This window comes from Pseudomonas sp. FW300-N1A1 (genome assembly GCF_058789115.1).
Map to the genome: position 1 here is coordinate 27,555 of NZ_JBYTBK010000033.1, position 21,046 is coordinate 48,600.

General features: G+C 61.6%; 17 protein-coding genes. 12 read left to right on the forward strand and 5 right to left on the reverse strand.

The genetic code is table 11. From position 1 onward, the window contains the following. Positions 1 to 114 precede the first annotated feature (114 nt). Positions 115 to 1,074 carry a GlxA family transcriptional regulator gene (locus AC3WQN_RS19835; RefSeq protein ID WP_103401081.1) on the forward strand — a complete coding sequence of 320 codons (960 nt, stop codon included), beginning with the start codon at positions 115 to 117 and terminating at the stop codon, positions 1,072 to 1,074. Positions 1,075 to 1,355: 281 nt separating this feature from the next. Here the strand turns inward: AC3WQN_RS19835 and AC3WQN_RS19840 are convergent, their stop codons facing one another. Continuing rightward, positions 1,356 to 1,772 carry a DUF3010 family protein gene (locus AC3WQN_RS19840; protein WP_103401082.1) on the reverse strand — a complete coding sequence of 139 codons (417 nt, stop codon included), beginning with the start codon at positions 1,770 to 1,772 and terminating at the stop codon, positions 1,356 to 1,358. 117 nt (positions 1,773 to 1,889) lie between these two features. Next, positions 1,890 to 2,291, reverse strand: a complete 402-nt coding sequence (locus AC3WQN_RS19845) for a lysozyme inhibitor LprI family protein (RefSeq protein WP_103401083.1) — start codon at positions 2,289 to 2,291, stop codon at positions 1,890 to 1,892. Between the two features lie 237 nt (positions 2,292 to 2,528). Between AC3WQN_RS19845 and AC3WQN_RS19850 the strand changes: the two genes are divergently transcribed. From AC3WQN_RS19850 to AC3WQN_RS19880, 7 genes are all read left to right on the forward strand, one after another. Then, positions 2,529 to 3,506 carry a dipeptidase gene (locus AC3WQN_RS19850; RefSeq protein WP_103401084.1) on the forward strand — a complete coding sequence of 326 codons (978 nt, stop codon included), beginning with the start codon at positions 2,529 to 2,531 and terminating at the stop codon, positions 3,504 to 3,506. A gap of 212 nt (positions 3,507 to 3,718) precedes the next feature. Further along, entirely contained in the window at positions 3,719 to 4,249 is a 531-nt protein-coding gene (locus AC3WQN_RS19855; RefSeq protein WP_103401085.1) for a DUF5943 domain-containing protein, read from the forward strand. A gap of 15 nt (positions 4,250 to 4,264) precedes the next feature. Next, complete coding sequence (gene dgcA, locus AC3WQN_RS19860) at positions 4,265 to 6,325, forward strand: dimethylglycine demethylation protein DgcA (protein ID WP_103401086.1); 2,061 nt, start codon at positions 4,265 to 4,267, stop codon at positions 6,323 to 6,325. 210 nt (positions 6,326 to 6,535) lie between these two features. Next, positions 6,536 to 8,497 (forward strand): dimethylglycine demethylation protein DgcB, encoded by a 1,962-nt coding sequence (dgcB, locus tag AC3WQN_RS19865; RefSeq protein WP_103401087.1) that lies wholly within the window; start codon positions 6,536 to 6,538, stop codon positions 8,495 to 8,497. Continuing rightward, positions 8,497 to 9,717 carry an electron transfer flavoprotein subunit alpha gene (gene etfA, locus AC3WQN_RS19870; protein WP_103401088.1) on the forward strand — a complete coding sequence of 407 codons (1,221 nt, stop codon included), beginning with the start codon at positions 8,497 to 8,499 and terminating at the stop codon, positions 9,715 to 9,717. Before dgcB ends, etfA begins: the two co-directional genes overlap by 1 nt. Positions 9,718 to 9,732: 15 nt before the next feature. Then, positions 9,733 to 10,503, forward strand: a complete 771-nt coding sequence (gene etfB / locus AC3WQN_RS19875; RefSeq protein ID WP_103401089.1) for an electron transfer flavoprotein subunit beta — start codon at positions 9,733 to 9,735, stop codon at positions 10,501 to 10,503. A 124-nt stretch (positions 10,504 to 10,627) separates the two neighbouring features. Then, complete coding sequence (locus AC3WQN_RS19880) at positions 10,628 to 11,539, forward strand: RHS repeat-associated core domain-containing protein (protein ID WP_103401099.1); 912 nt, start codon at positions 10,628 to 10,630, stop codon at positions 11,537 to 11,539. A 959-nt stretch (positions 11,540 to 12,498) separates the two neighbouring features. Here AC3WQN_RS19880 and gbca read toward each other — a convergent pair. Beyond that, positions 12,499 to 13,794, reverse strand: a complete 1,296-nt coding sequence (gbca, locus tag AC3WQN_RS19885) for a glycine betaine monooxygenase oxygenase subunit (protein ID WP_095081398.1) — start codon at positions 13,792 to 13,794, stop codon at positions 12,499 to 12,501. Positions 13,795 to 14,076: 282 nt separating this feature from the next. Between gbca and gbcB the strand changes: the two genes are divergently transcribed. Next, positions 14,077 to 15,177, forward strand: coding sequence for a glycine betaine monooxygenase reductase subunit (gene gbcB, locus AC3WQN_RS19890; RefSeq protein ID WP_095081397.1), 1,101 nt, complete (start codon positions 14,077 to 14,079; stop codon positions 15,175 to 15,177). Between the two features lie 40 nt (positions 15,178 to 15,217). On the opposite strand, the gene AC3WQN_RS19895 is transcribed toward gbcB, so the two are convergent. Together AC3WQN_RS19895 and AC3WQN_RS19900 are read right to left on the reverse strand one after the other, a co-directional pair. Beyond that, entirely contained in the window at positions 15,218 to 16,042 is an 825-nt protein-coding gene (locus AC3WQN_RS19895; RefSeq protein WP_103401091.1) for an SDR family oxidoreductase, read from the reverse strand. Between the two features lie 261 nt (positions 16,043 to 16,303). Beyond that, positions 16,304 to 17,344 carry a threonine aldolase family protein gene (locus tag AC3WQN_RS19900; protein WP_103401092.1) on the reverse strand — a complete coding sequence of 347 codons (1,041 nt, stop codon included), beginning with the start codon at positions 17,342 to 17,344 and terminating at the stop codon, positions 16,304 to 16,306. 130 nt (positions 17,345 to 17,474) lie between these two features. Between AC3WQN_RS19900 and AC3WQN_RS19905 the strand changes: the two genes are divergently transcribed. The 3 genes from AC3WQN_RS19905 (at position 17,475) to AC3WQN_RS19915 (ending at position 21,039) form a co-directional block, all read left to right on the forward strand. Continuing rightward, positions 17,475 to 18,197, forward strand: coding sequence for a TraX family protein (locus AC3WQN_RS19905; RefSeq protein ID WP_103401093.1), 723 nt, complete (start codon positions 17,475 to 17,477; stop codon positions 18,195 to 18,197). A gap of 314 nt (positions 18,198 to 18,511) precedes the next feature. After that, positions 18,512 to 19,765, forward strand: coding sequence for a serine hydroxymethyltransferase (gene glyA, locus AC3WQN_RS19910; RefSeq protein WP_095081391.1), 1,254 nt, complete (start codon positions 18,512 to 18,514; stop codon positions 19,763 to 19,765). 23 nt (positions 19,766 to 19,788) lie between these two features. Continuing rightward, complete coding sequence (locus tag AC3WQN_RS19915) at positions 19,789 to 21,039, forward strand: sarcosine oxidase subunit beta (protein ID WP_103401094.1); 1,251 nt, start codon at positions 19,789 to 19,791, stop codon at positions 21,037 to 21,039. Positions 21,040 to 21,046 lie beyond the last annotated feature (7 nt).

Genomic DNA, 21,046 nt, shown 5'->3' on the forward strand with positions numbered 1-21,046 from the left:
GCAGAAAACGCACAGCGGCGACCAGCTCTTGCACTGCAGCGACCTGTGCCCTTGTCTGTCGCTGGCAAGTGGCGTATCAACGTCCACACGCTACCCGCCATCCGAGTGCGTTCCATGTCCCAGGATTTCTACTTTCTACTGATGCCGGGCTTCTCGGCGATTGGTTTCATTTCGGCGATCGAGCCGCTGCGGGTGGCTAATCGCTTTCGCGGCGAACTGTACCGCTGGCACGTGCTGAGCGCCGACGGCGGGCCGGTATTGGCCAGCAATGGCATGTCGCTCAACGCCGACGCGGCGCTGGAGCCGCTGAAGAAGGGCGCGACGTTACTGGTGGTCGCCGGCTTCGAACCGCTGAAGTTCGTCGACCCGGCACTGGAGCACTGGCTGCGCCGTCTGGACCACGAGGGCGTGACTCTCGGCGGGATCGATACTGGCAGTGTTGTCCTCGCCGAAGCCGGCCTGCTGGACGGCCATCGGGTGACCCTGCACTGGGAAGCCATCGAGGCCTTCAAGGAGTCCTATCCACAGCTGAGCGTCACCCAGGAACTGTTCGAAATCGACCGCCGACGCATCACCTCGGCCGGCGGCACCGCGTCTATCGATTTGATGCTGGACCTGATCGCCCAGGCCCACGGTCCAGAGCTGGCGGTCCAGGTCAGCGAGCAATTCGTGCTCGGGCGCATCCGCCCGCGCAAGGACCACCAGCGCATGCAAATCGCCACGCGCTATGGCATCAGCAACAAGAAACTGGTGCAGGTGATTGGTGAGATGGAGCAGCACAGTGAGCCGCCCCTGAGCACCCTGGAACTGGCGGAGTCGATCAAGGTCACGCGACGGCAGCTGGAGCGCCTGTTCCGCCTGCACCTCAACGACACACCGAGCAATTTCTACCTGGGCCTGCGCCTGGAAAAAGCCCGGCAACTGCTGCGCCAGACCGACATGAGCGTGCTGGAAGTGAGTATTGCTTGCGGGTTTGAATCACCCTCGTATTTCACTCGTAGTTATCGGGCGAAATTTTCGCGGTGCCCACGGGAGGATCGGCGCCGGCTGGGAGACGGACGGGAGTTGGTTTAGGCTGGGACTTCGGCATCACCGCAGAACCCTGTGGGGGCGTATGCACTCGTGTCGCTCAATCAAGTGTGAATGCTGCCCCGTGGCGTGCTTGCTCGCGCTGGGCTGCGCAGCGACCCCAACAAGACTATTGCAGTCGTTCAGATAAATCCCGGTGACCGGTTTTGGGGCTACTGCGCAGCCCAGCGCGAGCAAGCTCGCTCGCCACAGGATGTGTTCGGCGCTCCCCCCCGGTGTCAGGACAGTTGCTCCCACATTTGATCAGCTGCGTCTGGGCGAGCAGGTCACTTCTTCATCAGCTGCGAACATGCGGCCTTGTAGGCTTCATGCTGATACTTGTTCAGCGTGGCCGGCAGGGCGAAGTCGTGTTTTTTGTTTTGCGCATTGATGGTCTGCGGCGACAGTAGCGTCACCTCGCAATTGTCCAGCAGCTGGAAAACCCCTTCGATCTTGAACGTGGTCGGCCCGCCAGCGAACTCGCCTTTCTTGCTGCGTTTCTTGATCGCGATCCGGTCGATGGCGTGCTCGCGGACAAACGAGGCGACTTGCGCGGCGAAGGTTTTTACGTTGGCGGCTTCGTCGTCATCGTCCAGGGCGATTTTCTTGGTGTTCAGGGCGACGTGGCTCAGCGCCTGACCGTCAAGGGAAGCTACAGCGATGATGGCTTCGCTGCCTTTGATTTCGATACCGCAGAGTTTCATGTAAGTCCTTTGGATTGTGTTGGGAGGTGCGTTGTTTGTCCTGGCGCTTGCGGACAAACGCAGCTCAGCCAGATCGCGCCCAATGGAGCCGGGGTTACCGAACGGTCGCCGTAGGCCTCATTCCTGTGCAATCGACTCGAGAAACTCCGATCGTTCGTCGCTCTTGTTCGCCAGGCAGTCGTTCTGGTCGATGGCATAGGCCTTGCTGCCCACGGCGGCGGGGAGCGGCGCAATGGCGCAATCGGCATCCCGGGACTTCAGCCACAGCTGTTCGGCGGTCTGGAGTTTGCCGGTGATGTCGACCACTTGTGTCTTGTTGTCCGCATATTGGGCTTTGACCCGCTCCAGCAACCCCTGGAAATTCTCCTTGAGCAACTGTTCCGCGGTGGTTTTGTTGTAGGCCGAGCATTCCAGGGTCTGGATGTCGTTTTCGACCGCATCGCACGGGCTGTTGTCAGCCTCTTCGGCGGCATGTACGCCGGTGGTCATCAGTGCCAAAGCCAGGAAGATCGATTTCATTGCGCCGCCGCCCCATATTCCAGTGAACCATCCATTGATGCGGCGAATTCTGGCTCAAGCGCCGGCTAAAGAACAGGCAGGCAATCAGCACTGGCCAGGCCCCTTTGTCGTGTCTTGACGCTTTCGGCAATTCCCCTGTCGTTTTTGCACCCGGCTGCACAGGCACCGAGGCATATGCTGACCCCAAAGCGCCGGCAGACGATTCGGCGCATGAATCGCTAATAAGGGGACAGCCTGATGAGCCCAGCCGAATTGCACGCCGACAGCATCGTTATCGACGGGCTGATCATTGCCAAGTGGAACCGTGAGCTGTTTGAAGACATGCGCAAAGGCGGCTTGACCGCGGCCAACTGCACCGTGTCGGTGTGGGAGGGGTTCCAGGCGACCGTCAACAACATTGCCGCCAGCCAGAAACTGATTCGCGAGAACGGCGACCTGGTGATGCCGGTGCGCACCACGGCTGATATCCGCAAGGCCAAGGAGCTGGGCAAGACCGGCATCCTCTTCGGCTTCCAGAATGCCCACGCCTTCGAAGACCAGATCGGCTATGTCGAGGTCTTCAAGCAGCTGGGCGTCGGTATCGTACAGATGTGCTACAACACCCAGAACCTGGTGGGCACCGGTTGCTACGAGCGTGACGGCGGCCTGTCGGGTTTCGGTCGCGAAATCGTGGCCGAGATGAACCGCGTCGGCGTCATGTGCGACCTGTCCCATGTGGGCTCCAAGACCTCCGAAGAAGTCATCCTCGAATCGAAGAAGCCGGTCTGCTACTCCCACTGCCTGCCGTCGGGGCTCAAGGAGCACCCGCGCAACAAGTCTGACGAAGAGCTCAAGTTCATTGCCGACCATGGTGGCTTCGTCGGCGTGACCATGTTCGCACCGTTCCTGGCCAAGGGCATCGACTCGACCATCGACGACTACGCCGAAGCCATCGAATACACCATGAACATCGTCGGCGAAGACGCCATCGGCATCGGCACCGACTTCACCCAGGGCCATGGCCAGGACTTCTTCGAATACCTGACCCATGACAAGGGTTACGCCCGCCGCCTGACCAGCTTCGGCAAGATCATCAACCCGCTGGGCATCCGCACCGTAGGCGAGTTCCCGAACCTGACCGAGACGCTGCTCAAGCGCGGCCATCCCGAGCGTGTGGTGAGAAAGATCATGGGCGAGAACTGGGTAAGTATCCTCAAGGACGTCTGGGGCGAGTGAAGACCTCTGGAGCCTACTCCGCTCGCCGATAGCTGCGTCAGGTCCTCGCGCCAAGCTCGCCGTACGTCCCGTACTGTCTCGCTTGTCGCTCCGGTCCTTCCTTGCTCTCGACGTGCTCGCTACGGCTCCAAAGCCATTCACGCAGCTTTTTATAAGAGCAAAGCAAAAGCTTTGCTAAGCACTGACCACGAATTTTCTGGAGTTAAGTTTCCATGGCCAAGATCGCCCCGCAATTGCCTATCGACGTCGACAGCGAGACCGGTGTCTGGACCTCCGACGCCCTGCCGATGCTGTACGTACCGCGTCATTTCTTCGTCAACAACCACATGGGCATCGAGGAAGTGCTGGGCGCCGACGCCTACGCCGAGATTCTCTACAAGGCCGGCTACAAATCCGCCTGGCACTGGTGTGAAAAAGAAGCCGAATGCCACGGCCTGGAAGGCGTCGCGGTATTCGAACACTACATGAAGCGCCTGTCGCAACGTGGCTGGGGTCTGTTCAAGATCCAGGACATTGACCTGGATAAAGGCACTGCCAGCGTCAAGCTCGAGCACTCTGCGTTCGTCTACGTCTACGGCAAGGTCGGACGCAAGGTCGACTACATGTTCACCGGCTGGTTTGCCGGTGCCATGGATCAGATTCTGCAAGCGCGTGGCAGCAAGATCCGCACCGTCGCCGAACAAGTCTACGGTGGCTCCGAAGAAGGCCACGACGACGGTTTGTTCACCGTCAAGCCGTTGTAAGTCGAGGAACCCGCCATGGCTTTCGAAGCAATGTTCCAGCCGATCCAGATCGGCAAACTGACCATCCGCAACCGCGTGCTCAGCACCGCGCACGCCGAGGTCTATGCGACCGACGGCGGCATGACCACCGACCGGTACGTCAAGTATTACGAAGAGAAGGCCAAGGGCGGGATCGGCCTGGCGATTTGCGGCGGCTCGTCGGTGGTGGCCATCGACAGCCCACAGGAATGGTGGAGTTCGGTGAACCTGTCCACCGACCGCATCATCCCGCACTTCCAGAATCTGGCCGACGCCATGCACAAGCACGGCGCCAAGATCATGATCCAGATTACCCACATGGGCCGTCGCTCACGCTGGGACGGCTTCAACTGGCCGACCCTGATGTCGCCGTCGGGCATCCGTGAACCGGTGCACCGCGCCACCTGCAAGACCATCGAGCCGGAAGAAATCTGGCGGGTGATCGGCAATTACGCCCAGGCTGCGCGCCGGGCCAAGGCTGGCGGCCTGGACGGCGTCGAGCTGTCGGCGGTGCACCAGCACATGATCGACCAGTTCTGGAGCCCACGGGTCAACAAGCGTACCGACGAATGGGGCGGCACCTTCGAAGGGCGGATGAAGTTCGGCCTGGAAGTGTTGAAAGCCGTGCGCGCGGAGGTCGGTGACGATTTCTGCGTCGGCATGCGTATCTGCGGCGACGAGTTCCACCCGGACGGCCTGTCCCACGAGGACATGAAGCAGATCGCCAAGTATTACGACGACACCGGCATGCTCGATTTCCTTGGCGTGGTGGGGTCGGGGTGCGACACCCACAACACCCTGGCCAACGTGATCCCCAACATGAGTTATCCACCGGAGCCGTTCCTGCATCTGGCGGCCGGGATCAAGGAAGTGGTCAAGGTCCCGGTGCTGCATGCACAGAACATCAAGGACCCGAACCAGGCCACGCGGATTCTGGAGGGCGGCTACGTCGACATGGTCGGCATGACCCGCGCCCACATCGCCGACCCGCACCTGATCGCCAAGATCAAGATGGGCCAGATCGACCAGATCAAGCAATGCGTCGGCGCCAACTACTGCATCGATCGTCAGTACCAGGGCCTGGACGTGCTGTGCATCCAGAACGCCGCGACTTCCCGTGAATACATGGGGGTGCCGCACATCATCGAGAAGTCCACCGGGCCGAAACGCAAGGTGGTAGTGGTCGGTGCCGGCCCTGCCGGGATGGAAGCGGCGCGTGTGGCCGCCGAGCGTGGCCACGACGTGACCCTGTTCGAGAAAAAAGAATTCATCGGCGGGCAGATCACAACTGCCTCGAAAGCCCCGCAGCGGGACCAGATCGCCGGGATCACCCGCTGGTTCCAGCTGGAGCTGGCACGCCTGAAAGTCGACCTGCGCCTGGGCGTGGCTGCCGACGCGGCGACCATTCTCGACCTGCGTCCAGACGTGGTGGTACTGGCCGTTGGCGGCCACCCGTTCCTGGAGCAGAACGAGCACTGGGGCGCGGCCGAAGGCCTGGTGGTCAGCAGCTGGGATGTGCTCGACGGCAAGGTGGCGCCAGGCAAGAACGTGCTGGTCTACGACACCATTTGCGAGTTCACCGGGATGTCGGTGGCCGACTTCCTCGCCGACAAGGGCAGCCAGGTCGAGATCGTCACCGACGACATCAAGCCGGGTGTGGCCATTGGCGGTACATCGTTCCCGACCTACTACCGCAGCATGTACCCCAAAGAAGTGATCATGACCGGCGACATGATGCTGGAAAAGGTCTACCGCGAAGGCGACAAGCTGATTGCGGTGCTGGAAAACGAATACACCGGTGCCAAAGAGGAACGGGTGGTGGACCAGGTGGTGGTGGAAAACGGCGTGCGGCCGGATGAAGAGATCTACTACGCGCTCAAGGAAGGCTCGTGCAACAAGGGCCAGGTGGATGTCGAGGCCCTGTTCGCGATCAAGCCGCAACCGTCGTTGAGCCAACCGGGCGACGGCTACTTGTTGTTCCGCATCGGCGACTGCGTGGCCCAGCGTAACGTTCACGCGGCGATCTACGATGCGTTGCGGCTGTGCAAGGATTTCTAACGGTATCACCACCATCACCTGTGGCGAGGGAGCTTGCTCCCGCTGGGCTGCGAAGCAGCCCAAAAACCAGCAGTCGCGGTGCATCAGATATGCACCTTCGGCTGTTTTGGGAGCGCTTCGCACTCCAGCGGGAGCAAGCTCCCTCGCCACAAGTAGGTGCGTTGCCGTTACCGGTGCGCACATGACCCTGCGGTCTTTGGGAGCTTCACCATGTTGAACACCCTTCTTCCAATCCTGCTGTTCGCTGCCCTGGGCCTCGCGGTTCTGGGTGCGTTGCGGCGGGTGAATATGTGGCGTCGGGGCCGGCCTTCGAAAGTCGACCTGATTGGCGGCCTGCTGGCCATGCCCAAGCGCTACATGGTCGACCTGCACCACGTGGTGGCGCGGGACAAATACATCGCCAACACCCACGTCGCCACGGCCGGCGGTGCGGTGGCGTCCATGGTGCTGGCGATTCTGGTTCACGGTTTCGGCCTGCATAACCGCATCCTCGGCTATGCGCTGCTGTTGATGTCGGCGGTGATGTTCGTCGGCGCGATCTTTGTGTACCTGCGTCGGCGCAACCCACCGGCCCGGTTGTCCAAAGGTCCGTGGATGCGCCTGCCGAAAAGCCTGTTGGCATTCTCGGCGTCGTTCTTCCTGGTGACTCTGCCGGTGGCGGGCATCCTCCCGGAAAACTTTGGCGGCTGGGTACTGGCGGTGATCCTTGGCGTCGGCGTGTTGTGGGGCGTCTCGGAATTGTTCTTCGGCATGACCTGGGGCGGGCCGATGAAGCACGCCTTCGCCGGTGCGCTGCACCTGGCCTGGCACCGTCGCGCCGAACGTTTTGGTGGTGGTCGTTCTACGGGTCTCAAACCGCTTGACCTGAACGACCCGCAAGCCCCCTTGGGCGTGGAAAAGCCCAAGGATTTTACCTGGAACCAGTTGCTGGGCTTCGACGCCTGCGTGCAGTGCGGCAAATGCGAAGCGGCCTGCCCGGCATTCGCTGCCGGCCAGCCGCTTAACCCGAAAAAACTGATTCAGGACATGGTGGTCGGCCTGGCCGGTGGAACGGATGCGAAGTTTGCCGGCAGCCCCTACCCATCCCTTGACGGCAGGGGCAAGCCAATCGGTGAGCACTCAGGGAACCCGCATCAACCGATCGTCAACGGCCTGGTGGACGCGGAAACCCTGTGGTCTTGCACCACCTGCCGTGCCTGCGTCGAAGAGTGCCCGATGATGATCGAGCACGTCGATGCCATCGTCGACATGCGCCGGCACCTGACCCTGGAAAAAGGCGCGACGCCGAACAAGGGCGCCGAGGTCCTGGAAAACCTGATCGCCACCGACAACCCGGGCGGTTTTGCCCCGGGCGGACGGATGAACTGGGCGGCGGATCTGAACCTGACCCTGCTCAGCGAAAAGAAATCCACCGACGTGCTGTTCTGGGTCGGCGACGGCGCCTTCGACATGCGTAACCAGCGCACCTTGCGTGCGTTCGTCAAAGTCCTGAAAGCGGCGAACGTCGACTTCGCCGTGCTGGGCCTTGAAGAGCGTGACAGCGGCGATGTAGCCCGGCGCCTGGGCGATGAAGCGACCTTCCAGCTGTTGGCCAAACGCAACATCCAGACCCTGGCCAAGTACAGCTTCAACCGCATCGTTACCTGCGATCCGCACAGTTTCCACGTGCTGAAAAACGAATACGGTGCCTTCGATGGCAACTACCTGGTGCAGCACCACAGCACTTACATGGCAGAAATCATCGAGGCCGGTGCGCTCAATCTCGGCCAGCATAAAGGCAACAGCGTGACCTACCACGACCCGTGCTACCTGGGGCGTTACAACGGCGAATACGAGGCCCCGCGCCAGGTCTTGCGTGCGCTGGGGATCGAGGTCAAGGAAATGCAACGCTCCGGTTTCCGTTCGCGCTGCTGCGGCGGCGGTGGCGGTGCGCCGATCACCGACATCCCCGGCAAGCAGCGGATTCCCGACATGCGCATGGAAGATATCCGCGAGACCGGTGCCGAGCTGGTGGCCGTGGGGTGCCCACAGTGCACCGCGATGCTCGAAGGCGTGGTCGAACCTCGTCCGCTGATCAAGGATATCGCCGAACTGGTGGCCGACGCGCTGCTCGAAGACGCGGCGCCCCGGCCGAACTCACCGGTCAAACGTGAACCTGCGGAGGCCCACTGATGAGCGACATTATCCGCCGCGACCCACGGGCCGAATGGATCGCCCGTAACCGCCTGCATCCGCTGCACGCGGCCATGCAGCCGGTGCAACACAGCTGGATGGGCCCCAACGGGGTCATCCGCAAGAATCCCCATGGCATCGGCTTCATCGGCCCCAACGGCATCAAGCGGATCGACCGCAGCGGTGCCCAGCAGGGCGGTGCGGCCAAGCGTACGGCAGCGGTTGAAGTGCAACTGCCGTTGCATCAGGTGGCGGCCCCTGCGTTCTACATCGGCGTGGTGCCGGACATGGTCGGTGGTCGCTTGAGCAGCCACGACCGCGACCTGCTGGGCTTGGCCCATCAGTTGGCGGGTAAGGACGGGGCGGTACTGGCGATTGTCTTTGGCGAACACAAGGAAAACGCCTTCAGTACGGCCGGTGTCGACCGCCTGCTGGTACTCGAGGGTGACGAATTCTCAGGTTATGCACCGGAACAACGGGTCCAGGGCCTGCGGGCTGTGGATAACCAGTTCAGCCCACGTCATTGGTTGCTGCCGGACAGCCGCACCGGCGGTGGCGAATTGGGTCGACGCTTTGCCGCCGCCCTGGGCGAACGCCCGGCCACACGGGTCTGGCAGGTCAAGGATGAGCACTGCATCGGTCGTGCCGGTGCCGGTCTGCAGGACTTGGCGCGACCTGTCGCGCGCTTGATTCTGGCGGCCGTGGAATGTGCCGAACCGGTCAGCGACACCCGTCACGAAGCACTGCCCGTGGAGTTATCCACTACCGTGGCGCGCAGCCTGTCGCGAATCGAAGATCTGGGCGCGGTGGCGGTGGACCCGGCGGCGATTCCCATGGCCGAAGCCGAGTTCATCTTCTCCGGCGGCAACGGGGTCAAGGACTGGGGACTTTTCCACAGGACCGCCGAAGCCCTCGGCGCGACCGAAGGCGCATCCCGGGTGGCGGTGGACGACGGCTTCATGGCCCGTGATCGTCAGGTCGGCGCGTCCGGCACCTGGGTCACCGCGCGGGTCTACGTGGCGGTGGGGATTTCCGGGGCGATCCAGCACCTGCAGGGCATTGGCGCCTGCGACAAGGTGGTGGCGATCAACCTGGACCCCGGGTGCGACATGATCAAGCGGGCCGACCTGTCGGTGATCGGTGAGAGCGCCGAGATTCTTCACGCCTTGATCGCGGCGGTAGAGGCTTACCGCAACGGTGCCAAGCGCGATGCGGCTTAAGGGAAGGAAAGGGTTATGAGCACGAAAATCATCAGCCTGGTGTCCATCGGCGCCCACCCGACTTCCGGTCGGCCACGTCGCGCGGAACAGGATGCGCGGGCGGTGGAACTCGGTCTGCAACTGGCTGGGGACAATCTGCAAGTGCTGCATGCCGGCGATGTCGCCGAGCCTGCGTTGCGCGCCTATCTGGGCATGGGCCTTGAACAGTTGCATGTCCTGGAGCAACCGGCGGGCGCCGATGCGTTGCCGGCCTTGACCGACTATTTGCGCGGTGCAGGTGCCCAGGTGGTGCTGACCGGTAGCCAGGCGGAAACCGGTGAAGGCTCGGGCATGTTGCCGTTCCTGCTGGCCGAAAGCCTCGGCTGGCCGCTGGTGGTGGGGCTGGCGCAGGTCGAGTCCATCGACGGCGCTTCGGCCCTGGTGTTGCAAGCCTTGCCCCGTGGCCAGCGGCGGCGCTTGAAAGTCCGCTTGCCGTTTCTGGCGACGGTGGATAACGCCGCGCCCAAGCCTCGGCAAAGCGCGTTCGGCCCGGCGCGGCGCGGGGTTTTGCAGGCCGAGGACGTTGAAGTGCTCGACGACGAACTGCTCGCCGTCGCCACGCTGCAACCGGCCAAGCCCCGACCTAAACGTCTGAAAGTGATCAAGGCCAAGAGCGGCGCTGACCGCATGAAGGCGGCCACGGCCAAGGCCAGTGGCGGCGGTGGCCAGGTACTCAAGGGCGTGAGTGCCCAGGAAGGCGCCGAGGCGATCCTCAAGCTGCTGATTGAAGAGGGTGTTGTTCGCTAGTTCCGAGGACGCCCTGGCAGAACTGCTAGTGTTGCATTCAACCCGCTTTTGTTAGGTTGATGAGCATGGATTGAGCCCCCCGCAGCAGCACTGCGGGGCGTCTGGATTGATGCGAGGCCACCTGATGCCCACCGCCGGTAACGCCCCACGTCCTGCCCGCCCACCAGCAACCACGGTAGCGCTGCCACGCACCCTGTTGCTGGCGACCGATCTGCAACAATCGATCCTCGCCGAGCTGGACCGCACCGGTCCGAACCTTCGCACTTACACCGCCTATGGCTCGCCCGGTAGCCTGTGCCCGACGAGTGCGGGCCTGGGCTTCAATGGGCAGCTCACGGAGCGTCCTACCGGCTGGTATCACCTGGGTAATGGCCATCGGGTCTATAACCCGGTGTTGATGCGGTTTCATAGCCCGGATCGGTTGAGTCCGTTTGGTGAGGGGGGATTGAATCCGTATGCGTATTGTTCGGGCTCACCCATGAACCGGGTTGATCCATCCGGTAGGTCATGGTTGTCTCTGCTGGGGAATGCTGTGGGGACTGCTTTGAATACCATCTTTGCCGGGGCGGCGATCAACAGGTCGGCAGCGGCAATCGTAGCTGGAAAACCTCAAAGCATGCTGACGCGCATTGGCAACGCGATGAGCTTTTGGGGGGGCGCTACGGGTGTGCCGGCCCGTGCAGTGGGCGTCCCTGCGGCGATAGTGGCGCAGATGCCTGCCACCGGCATGTCGCTTGGATCTAACGTGGGGATCATTGGCAGTCAGGTTCTCACGGGGGTAGGTGCAGTCAAACAGAATTACGTTATTGCTCGGACATGGATGGCAACCGCTACCAGCAACGGGCAGTCAAGATGGCGTGTGTTGTGGGAGGCGACCAAGGAGGCCAGTGGGTGGAACTTGCTCCGCAGGCAAGCGCCTGGTCAGGTGCCGGGGAGGGTTCCTGATCCTTTGAAAAGTGTCGTGGTGGTGCCCCGAGGCGAAAACCCGCAAGCAGCTGGCCTGGGCGGCACTGCCGACTCTATACGCCAGTCCTGATGAATGTTACAGGCGCAGGCATAATTACCCACAATCCCTGTTAGCGCTTCTGTGGATAACATGTTCACCCCTCGCTAGACCCCCTGCACAGCAAGCCCTGCAAGCCTTTGTACGAAAAACAACCAGTACTACTGGTTGTTTTTTCGAGCTTTTTTCAGTGGATGAGGAGATCCCTTGTTCAAGACTTGCCCCCAATCTCTGTTGGCGCTTCTGTGGATAAGATGTTCGCTCTCGGCTGTGAGCCTTATGAATCGGGCTCTTCAAGGTTTTGATCAATAAATAACCAAATGCGTGTTTTTACCCCTCTATGGCCACTCAAAGCCTTGAAATCTGCTGTCTGGACCATGTTTTCCACAAAACATGGCGACGGTGCACAAGTTGCCCCCAAAGTCTGTTGGCGCTTCTGTGGATAAGGTGTTTGCGATCCGATACAGGCCACGTATACCGTGGCCTACAGGGTTTTGGTTAAAAAATGTTCAATGGCCGGTGAAAAACCGCTAATTGAATAAGTCACGGATTTTCTTCGGTTTCTGTGGAGAAAGTTTTCCACGTATCCACAGTTGTCCCCATTTGCTGTGGGTGAAGATGTGGATAACTTGTTTGCTGAAGGCTGGGAGCCACGGGGGGTATAGCTCTGAACGAAATAGATCATATTTCGTACAGTTCTAAAGGAAGAGAAGGATATAGCCGGGAGAAAACCTAATGCGAACAAGACTCCACAGTAATGCTGTTCAGTTAACGATAGGGTTGCTCAATACATCCCCCGTGGCGAGCGAGCTTGCTCGCGCTGGGCTGCACAGCAGCCCCAAAAACTATCGCCGAGTTCGCTCAGAAAGACCGCAGTCACTTTGTTGGGGGCGCTTCACGCCCCAGCGCGAGCAAGCTCGCTCGCCACGGGTCTCTCACTCGCTTCAAGCGCTTCTTAACTGAACAGCATTACGCTCCTACAGGGGCTTGCTTTAGCCTTGAACCGGAACCCCTTTGAGGTATGGCGCAGGCTCTGCACCCAGGTTGTTCAGCAGGCGCTCGCTGTACCAGTCCACAAAGTTCACCACGCCAAACTCGTAAGTCTTGGAGTACGGCCCAGGTTGGTACGCGGTGGAGTTGATCCCGCGCTGGTTCTCTTCGGCCAGGCGGCGGTCCTGGTCGTTGGTGGCGTCCCAGACCTGGCGCATGCGCTCCACGTCGTAGTCCACGCCTTCGACGGCGTCCTTGTGCACCAGCCACTTGGTGGTGACCATGGTTTCCTGGGCGCTGATTGGCCACACAGTGAAGACGATGATGTGGTCGCCCATGCAGTGGTTCCAGGAGTGCGGCAGGTGCAGGATGCGCATCGAGCCCAGGTCTGGGTTCTGGATGCGGCCCATGAGCTTCTTGCAGCCTTGCTTGCCGTCCAGGGTCATGGACACGGTGCCCTTGAGCAGGGGCATGCGCACGATGCGGTTACGCAGGCCGAAGCTGGCGTGGGCGTAAGGGATCTTCTCGGCTTCCCAGGCAGCGGCGGAATTGGCCACGTGGTCCTTGAACGCCTGGTCGGCGCGCGGGTCGGTGACGTCGTCCCACTCGAGCAGGGTTTTCAGCAGTTCCGGGTGCGACGCGTTGCAGTGGTAGCACTCGCGGTTGTTTTCCAGCACCAGCTTCCAGTTGGCCTTTTCCATCAAGGTGGTGGTGATCGCCACCTTGGTGTTCTCCATGTCGTACGGTTCCATGTAATGGTTCAGCGTCGACAGGAAGTCATCGATGGCTGGCGGGTTTTCCGCCAGGCTGATGAAAATGTAGCCGCCGGCGGTTTTCACGTTCACCGGCTTGAGGCCGTACTGTTTCATGTCGAAGTCGTCGCCCATCTCGGTGCCGGCGAACAGCAGGCGACCGTCGAGCTCGTAGGTCCACTGGTGGTAGTGGCAGACCAGCTTGGCGACCTTGCCCTTGTCGCTGGTGCACAGGCGCGAGCCACGGTGGCGGCAGACGTTGTGGAAGGCATGCACCACGCCTTCGGCGCCGCGGATCACGATGATCGGGTTCTTGCCGATCTGCAGGGTCAGGTAGTTGCCCTTGGTCGGGATCTCGCAGGTCATGCCGGCGATCAACCACTCTTTCTGAAAGATTTCCTGCATGTCGATATCGAACAGGCGGTCATCGGAGTAGAACGGTTGTGGCAGCGAGAACGTGCGTTCGCGTTCTTGCAGCATCTGTGCGGTGGCCTTGCGTGCGGGTTCCAGTGGATCGCCCAGGCTCAGGGTAGTGGTGACGTCCATCGATTTAGTCCTCATGGCCATTCGGTGTGGCCGGCGAATAGTGGCTGATACGGTTGCTACGCAAGACAAAAACAGCGTTTATCTGTTGAGGCGAGTGTGGGGCCGGCGCTGGTCAGAACCTTATCCATGGGCGACATGATGCAATCTGTTCCCGACGCGCAACCCCCGGTATACAGGGGCTGGTCGCGATAAGTACGTGAATGTCGTAGATAGGTAAGTGGTCGCCTCGCGCCTTGAGCAGAATCGCCAATATGAGGCCGACAGTCGGCCGTGGAGATCAGCATGTCCAACAGCTTCCTGAACCCGGTAACCACCCAGACCTGGGCCAATGGCCGACACATTGTCCGTTGCGTCAAAGTCATCCAGGAAACCTGGGACGTGCGCACCTTCTGCTTCATGGCCGATCAGCCGATCATGTTCTTCTTCAAGCCGGGGCAGTTCGTCACCCTGGAGTTGGAGATCGAAGGCCAGCCGATCATGCGGTCTTACACCATTTCCAGCTCGCCGTCGGTGCCCTACAGTTTCTCGGTGACCATCAAGCGCGTGCCGGGCGGCAAGGTCTCCAACTGGCTGCACGACACCCTGCACGAGGGTCAGGAGCTGGCGGTGCACGGGCCGGTGGGGTTGTTCAACGCCATCGATTTCCCCAGCCCGAAAGTGTTGTACCTCAGCGGCGGGGTGGGGATCACCCCGTGCATGTCCATGGCGCGCTGGTTCTACGACACCAACGGCAACGTCGACATGACGTTTATCCACAGTGCCCGCTCGCCCAAAGACATCATCTATCACCGCGAGCTGGAGCATATGGCGTCGCGGATCGACAACTTCAGCCTGCACCTGATTTGCGAGAAACATGGCCTGGGCGAGCCTTGGGCCGGTTATCGCGGCTACCTGAACCACAAGATGCTGGACTTGATGGTGCCGGACTTCCTAGAGCGCGAAGTGTTCTGCTGCGGCCCGACGCCGTACATGAACGCGGTCAAGCGCCTGCTGGAAAACGCCGGCTTCGACATGAAGCGTTATCACGAGGAATCCTTCGGCGCCACGCCACCGGAAGCCCGCGCCGATGCGGTGGAGCAAGCCGAGCAGGCAGCCGACGCGCCGGAAGTCGACGCGGCGGACCTGCATCAAGTGGAGTTCACCGCCTCCGGCAAGAGCATCCGCGTGGCCCCGGGCGAGACCGTGCATGCGGCGGCGGCCAAGGTCGGCCTGATGATCCCGAAAGCCTGCGGCATGGGCATTTGCGGCACCTGCAAGGTGTTGAAGCTAGGGGGCGAAGTGGAGATGGAGCACAACGGCGGGATCACCGAGGAGGACGAAGCCGATGGGTTCATCCTGTCGTGCTGCAGCGTGCCGAAAGGCGACGTGCGCATCGAGTTCTAGTCGAAACGATCCCGCCCGCCAGGGCGGGATCGGCGGCGCCTCAATCGATAAACAGGTCGGTCATCAGCTTGTCGGTGGTACCCGGCGCGAAGCGATAGTGATCGAACTCGGTGACCCCCTGTTCCCGAAGTATTTCCTCATCGATCAACAATCGTCCGGTCAGGCTGCGATTGGCGCTGCAGAGAATGGCGTGGGCGGCATCGGCCATGATGGCGGGTGTGCGGGCGTGCTTGAACGACTCCCGCGAGCCCAGCTGAAACTCGATGGCAGCCGTGGCGATCATGGTCTGCGGCCACAGCGAGTTGACGCTGATGCCATAGGCTGCAAATTCCTCGCTCATGCCCAGGGTCAGCATGCTCATGCCGTATTTGGTCACGGTGTAGGGGCTGTACTGGGCGAACCATTTGCTGGCCAGGTTCAGCGGTGGCGACAGGTTGAGGATGTGTCCGCCGGTTTTTTTCAGATAGGGCAGGGCGGCCTGGCTGCACAGCAGCACGGCGCGGGTGTTGATCTGGTGCATCAGGTCGAAGCGCTTGAGTTCGATGTGCGCAACCCCGGTCAGCTTGATTGCCCCGGCATTGTTGACCAGCGCGTCAATACCGCCGAAATGTTCGCTGGCCTGGGCCAGTGCCGCCTGCACCGCGACTTCGTCGCGAACATCGACCTGCAGGGCCAGCGCCTTGCCTCCTGCCGCCTCAACTTCCAGGGCCACGCTATGGATAGTCCCGGGCAGCTTGGGGTGAGGCTCCGAACTTTTGGCGGCGATCACGATATTGGCCCCGTCCCGCGCGGCGCGCAGCGCAATCTCACGGCCGATGCCACGGCTTGCGCCAGTGATGAACAGGGTTTTGCCTTGTAGTGACATACGTTCGCTCCTGCTTGTTGTTATCGATGCGGATCGAGTGGCTCGCAGGACAATGTAGACCAAGACGCTGTGGTGGGAGGAATAGAGTGGCGAATGAGCTTTTGTGGCGAGGGAGCTTGCTCCCGCTGGGCTGCGAAGCAGACCCAAACCCTTAGAACACGGTCTGTCAGGCAGACCGCGTGCTCAGGTTTCAGGGCCGCTTCGCGCCCCAGCGGGAGCAAGCTCCCTCGCCACCGGGGATCGGGTTGCTGCTCGAAGGACTTAGTGGGACATGACTTCGCGGATATCCGCCGCCAGTTCCCGCACGCGCTCTTCGTCGGTATCCCATGAGCACATGAAGCGGGCGCCGCCTTTGCCGATGAAGGTGTAGAAACGCCAGTTTTTCTCGGTCAGTGCCGCGACGGCCGACTCCGACAGCTGCAGGAACACACCATTGGCCTGTACCGGGAACATCAGTTCAACGCCGGGAATATCGCTGACCAGTTCGGCCAGCAGCTGCGCGCAGTGGTTGGCGTGGCGGGCGTATTTGAGCCAGGCGTTGTTTTCGAGAATGCCGACCCAAGGGGCTGAGAGAAAGCGCATTTTCGACGCCAGTTGACCGGCCTGTTTGCAGCGGTAGTCGAAGTCTTCGGCCAGTTTCTGGTTGAAGAACAGAATCGCCTCGCCGACCGCCATGCCGTTTTTCGTACCGCCAAAGCACAGCACGTCGACGCCGGCCTTCCAGGTCAGGTCGGCGGGCGAGCAGCCGAGGAAGGCGCAGGCGTTGGAGAAGCGTGCACCGTCCATGTGCAGGTTCAGGCCCAGTTCTTTGCAGGTGGCGCTGATGGCGCGGATTTCGTCCGGGGTGTAGACGCTGCCGACTTCGGTGGCCTGGGTCAGGGTCACGACCCGTGGTTTCGGGTAGTGGATGTCCTGGCGCTTGAGGGCGATTTCGCGGATCGAGGCCGGCGTCAGCTTGCCATTCTCGGTGCCGGCGATCAGCAATTTTGAGCCGTTGGAGAAGAATTCCGGCGCGCCGCATTCGTCGGTTTCGACGTGGGCGGTTTCCGAGCAGATCACACTGTGGTAACTCTGGCACAGCGACGACAGGGCCAGTGAGTTGGCGGCGGTGCCGTTGAAGGCGAAGAACACTTCGCAGTCGGTTTCAAACAGTTTGCGGAAGTCGTCCGAGGCGCGGGCAGTCCACTCATCGTCGCCGTAGGCGCGCTGGTGGCCCTGGTTGGCCTGTTCCATGGCGGCCCAGGCTTCAGGGCAGATGCCGGAATAGTTGTCGCTGGCGAATTGTTGGCTCTTATCGGTCATGGCCCGCTTCCGTGGTCGAGACTCTTGGGTGAAGAGTTCGTTGGTCAATGAGGGTGCGCACTTTACCGAAGATCGTCCGGGGAGCACACGTGATGTATCTGTCAGAAAACTACACAGTCGATGGGCGATTATGCACGTGACTCAACGTGACGGGGCACTCGATCTGCTCAAGTGGCTGGCGCTGCTGAGCATGGTGCTCGATCACCTGCGTTACATCGGGTTGCCCCTGGACCTGCTGTATGTGCCGGGGCGTCTGGCGTTCCCGTGGTTTTGCCTGGCGATGGCGGCCAACCTGGCGCGGCCGGCCGCGCTGCCCCACGATCGCGGACGTCAGTGGCGTTACCTGGGCTGGTTGCTGCTGTTCAGTCTGTTGAGCGAAATACCCTACCGGTTGTATATCCCTGATCCCGGCGTTTTAAACGTGTTGCCCACACTGGCGCTGGGGTTGCTGGTTGCACGTGGCTGGCAACAACCGGAGCTTCAGGCGCGCGGGCTGGGGCTGGTGGCGCTGCTGCTGGGGGCCCTGTTCAGTGAGCGACTGATGTTCGGTATGTTCGGTGTCCTGTTGCCCCTGGCGACGCTGCTGGTGATCCGCAAGCCGTGGTACTTCGCCGTGTTGCCGGGGCTGGTCTGTCTGGCGGCCAATGAGTGGGAGGCGCTGATTGCCGCCAGTCGCCACGGCAACACGCTCGCCGAGGTCGCTTTTGGCGTCTGCCTGATCGCACCGCTGGGCGGTCTGTTGCTGTTGCGCGGTGTGCGCCAGTGCTCGCCACCGCCGATGCGGCGCTGGGCGTACGCGCTCTATCCCGTGCATTTCCTCGTGCTGTTGGCCGTGCGCCAAATCTTCACCTGACCCCATCCCCGTGGCGAGGGAGCTTGCTCCCGCTCGTGGGCGAAGCCCGCGCTGATCTCGTCAATGCCCTCGCGGAAATCCCGTTCGCTGTTTTTGGGGCCGCTACGCAGCCCAGCGGGAGCAAGCTCCCTCGCCACAAGAGTCATCCACATTTTTCGTGCCATATCGACCCATGTCGTAAACGCACCTTTGCGTGGCGTCCATAGGCATTTGACCACTCGAAGCCGGCCATACCATCGCATCCAAAGGGCACTGCGCAAAGGCAGGTGCCTCACCGAGACGAATGGCGCACCGCCGCCGCTGGGAGAGACGCGATGTTCAGCAAGCAAGACCAGATCCAGGGTTACGACGATGCACTGCTGGCGGCGATGAATGCCGAGGAGCTGCGCCAGGAAGATCACATCGAGCTGATCGCGTCAGAGAACTACACCAGCAAGCGCGTCATGGAAGCCCAGGGCAGCGGCCTGACCAACAAATACGCCGAAGGTTATCCGGGCAAGCGTTACTACGGCGGTTGTGAGCACGTCGACAAGGTCGAGGCGCTGGCCATCGAGCGCGCCAAGCAGCTGTTCGGCGCCGACTATGCCAACGTCCAGCCGCACTCCGGCAGCCAGGCCAACGCGGCGGTCTATCTGGCCCTGCTGCAAGCCGGCGACACCGTGCTGGGCATGAGCCTGGCTCATGGCGGGCACCTGACCCACGGCGCCAAGGTCAGCTTCTCCGGCAAGCTCTACAATGCGGTGCAATACGGCATCGACACCGACACCGGCCTGATCGACTACGACGAAGTCGAGCGCCTGGCGGTCGAACACCAGCCGAAAATGATCATCGCCGGCTTCTCGGCTTATTCCAAGACTCTGGATTTCCCGCGTTTCCGTCAGATCGCTGACAAAGTCGGTGCTTATCTTTTTGTTGATATGGCCCACGTTGCCGGTCTGGTCGCTGCCGGCCTGTACCCGAACCCGATTCCGTTCGCCGACGTGGTCACCACCACCACCCACAAGACCCTGCGCGGTCCACGGGGCGGCCTGATCCTGGCCCGCGCCAACGAAGAGCTGGAAAAGAAACTCAACGCCGCCGTATTCCCCGGTGGCCAGGGTGGCCCGCTGATGCACGTGATCGCCGCCAAGGCCGTGTGCTTCAAGGAAGCGCTGGAGCCCGGCTTCAAGGTGTATCAACAGCAAGTGATCGACAACGCCCAGGCCATGGCCGGCATCTTTATCAAACGTGGCTACGATGTAGTGTCCGGTGGCACCGACAACCACCTGTTCCTGGTGAGCCTGATCCGCCAGGGCCTGACCGGTAAAGAAGCCGACGCCGCCCTGGGTCGCGCCCACATCACCGTGAACAAGAACGCCGTACCGAACGACCCGCAGTCGCCGTTCGTCACCTCGGGCCTGCGCATCGGCACCCCGGCCGTGACCTCGCGTGGCTTCAAGGTCACCCAGTGCACGGAACTGGCCGGCTGGATCTGCGACATCCTCGACAACCTCGGCGACGCCGACGTTGAAGCCGATGTGGCGAAGAACGTCGCGGCCCTGTGCGCGGACTTCCCGGTTTATCGCTGAGCGCGGTTTTGGAGTAAATGACTATGCAACGCTACTCAGGCTTCGGCCTCTTCAAACACTCCCTCAGCCACCACGAAAACTGGCAGCGGATGTGGCGCACGCCGACCCCGAAAAAGGTCTACGACGTGGTCATCGTCGGCGGCGGCGGGCATGGTCTGGCGACTGCCTACTACCTGGCCAAGGAGCACGGCATCACCAACGTGGCCGTGGTCGAGAAAGGCTGGCTGGGCGGCGGTAACACCGCGCGCAACACCACCATCGTGCGTTCCAACTACCTGTGGGATGAGTCGGCGCACCTCTACGAACACGCCATGAAACTCTGGGAAGGCCTGTCCCAGGACCTGAACTACAACGTGATGTTCTCCCAGCGTGGGGTCTACAACCTGTGCCACACCCTGCAGGACATTCGTGATTCCGAGCGTCGGGTCAGCGCCAACCGCCTCAACGGCGTCGATGGCGAACTGCTCAACGCCCAGCAAGTGGCCGACGAGATTCCGTACCTCGACTGCTTGAAGAACACCCGCTACCCGGTGATGGGCGCCACCGTCCAGCGTCGTGGCGGCGTGGCTCGCCACGATGCCGTGGCCTGGGGCTTTGCCCGTGCCGCCGACGCCCTGGGCGTGGACCTGATCCAGCAGACCGAAGTGATCGGTTTTCGCAAGGAAAACGGTGTGTGCATCGGCGTGGAAACCAACAAAGGCTTCATCGGTGCCAAGCGCGTTGGTGTGGTCACTGCCGGTAACTCCGGGCACATGGCCAAGCTGGCCGGTTTCCGCCTGCCGATCGAATCCCACCCGCTGCAAGCGCTGGTGTCCGAGCCGATCAAGCCGATTATCGACAGCGTGATCATGTCCAACGCCGTACACGGTTACATCAGCCAGTCCGACAAGGGCGACCTGGTGATCGGTGCCGGTATCGACGGCTACAACGGCTATGGCCAGCGTGGCTCGTACCCGGTGATCGAACACACCATTCAGGCCATCGTCGAGATGTTCCCGGTGTTGTCCCGCGTGCGCATGAACCGCCAGTGGGGCGGCATCGTCGACACCACCCCGGATGCCTGCCCGATCATCTCGAAAACCCCGGTGCCGAACATGTTCTTCAACTGCGGTTGGGGCACCGGCGGCTTCAAGGCCACACCCGGCTCGGGCAACGTGTTTGCCGCGAGCCTGGCCAAGGGTGAAATGCACCCGTTGGCCGCACCTTTCTCCATCGACCGTTTCCACAACGGTGCGTTGATCGATGAACACGGCGCTGCTGCCGTCGCCCACTAACAGGAGA

Bases quoted from the DNA above. Each gene is read 5' to 3' on its own strand.
- AC3WQN_RS19905 (WP_103401093.1), top strand. From the start codon at position 17,475: ATGCACGTGACTCAACGTGACGGGGCACTCGATCTGCTCAAGTGGCTG.
- AC3WQN_RS19855 (WP_103401085.1), top strand. From the start codon at position 3,719: ATGGCCAAGATCGCCCCGCAATTGCCTATCGACGTCGACAGCGAGACC.
- AC3WQN_RS19850 (WP_103401084.1), top strand. From the start codon at position 2,529: ATGAGCCCAGCCGAATTGCACGCCGACAGCATCGTTATCGACGGGCTG.
- etfB (WP_103401089.1), top strand. From the start codon at position 9,733: ATGAGCACGAAAATCATCAGCCTGGTGTCCATCGGCGCCCACCCGACT.
- glyA (WP_095081391.1), top strand. From the start codon at position 18,512: ATGTTCAGCAAGCAAGACCAGATCCAGGGTTACGACGATGCACTGCTG.
- gbca (WP_095081398.1), bottom strand. From the start codon at position 13,794: ATGGACGTCACCACTACCCTGAGCCTGGGCGATCCACTGGAACCCGCA.
- AC3WQN_RS19895 (WP_103401091.1), bottom strand. From the start codon at position 16,042: ATGTCACTACAAGGCAAAACCCTGTTCATCACTGGCGCAAGCCGTGGC.
- etfA (WP_103401088.1), top strand. From the start codon at position 8,497: ATGAGCGACATTATCCGCCGCGACCCACGGGCCGAATGGATCGCCCGT.
- AC3WQN_RS19840 (WP_103401082.1), bottom strand. From the start codon at position 1,772: ATGAAACTCTGCGGTATCGAAATCAAAGGCAGCGAAGCCATCATCGCT.
- gbcB (WP_095081397.1), top strand. From the start codon at position 14,077: ATGTCCAACAGCTTCCTGAACCCGGTAACCACCCAGACCTGGGCCAAT.
- dgcA (WP_103401086.1), top strand. From the start codon at position 4,265: ATGGCTTTCGAAGCAATGTTCCAGCCGATCCAGATCGGCAAACTGACC.
- AC3WQN_RS19835 (WP_103401081.1), top strand. From the start codon at position 115: ATGTCCCAGGATTTCTACTTTCTACTGATGCCGGGCTTCTCGGCGATT.
- AC3WQN_RS19880 (WP_103401099.1), top strand. From the start codon at position 10,628: ATGCCCACCGCCGGTAACGCCCCACGTCCTGCCCGCCCACCAGCAACC.
- AC3WQN_RS19845 (WP_103401083.1), bottom strand. From the start codon at position 2,291: ATGAAATCGATCTTCCTGGCTTTGGCACTGATGACCACCGGCGTACAT.
- dgcB (WP_103401087.1), top strand. From the start codon at position 6,536: ATGTTGAACACCCTTCTTCCAATCCTGCTGTTCGCTGCCCTGGGCCTC.
- AC3WQN_RS19915 (WP_103401094.1), top strand. From the start codon at position 19,789: ATGCAACGCTACTCAGGCTTCGGCCTCTTCAAACACTCCCTCAGCCAC.
- AC3WQN_RS19900 (WP_103401092.1), bottom strand. From the start codon at position 17,344: ATGACCGATAAGAGCCAACAATTCGCCAGCGACAACTATTCCGGCATC.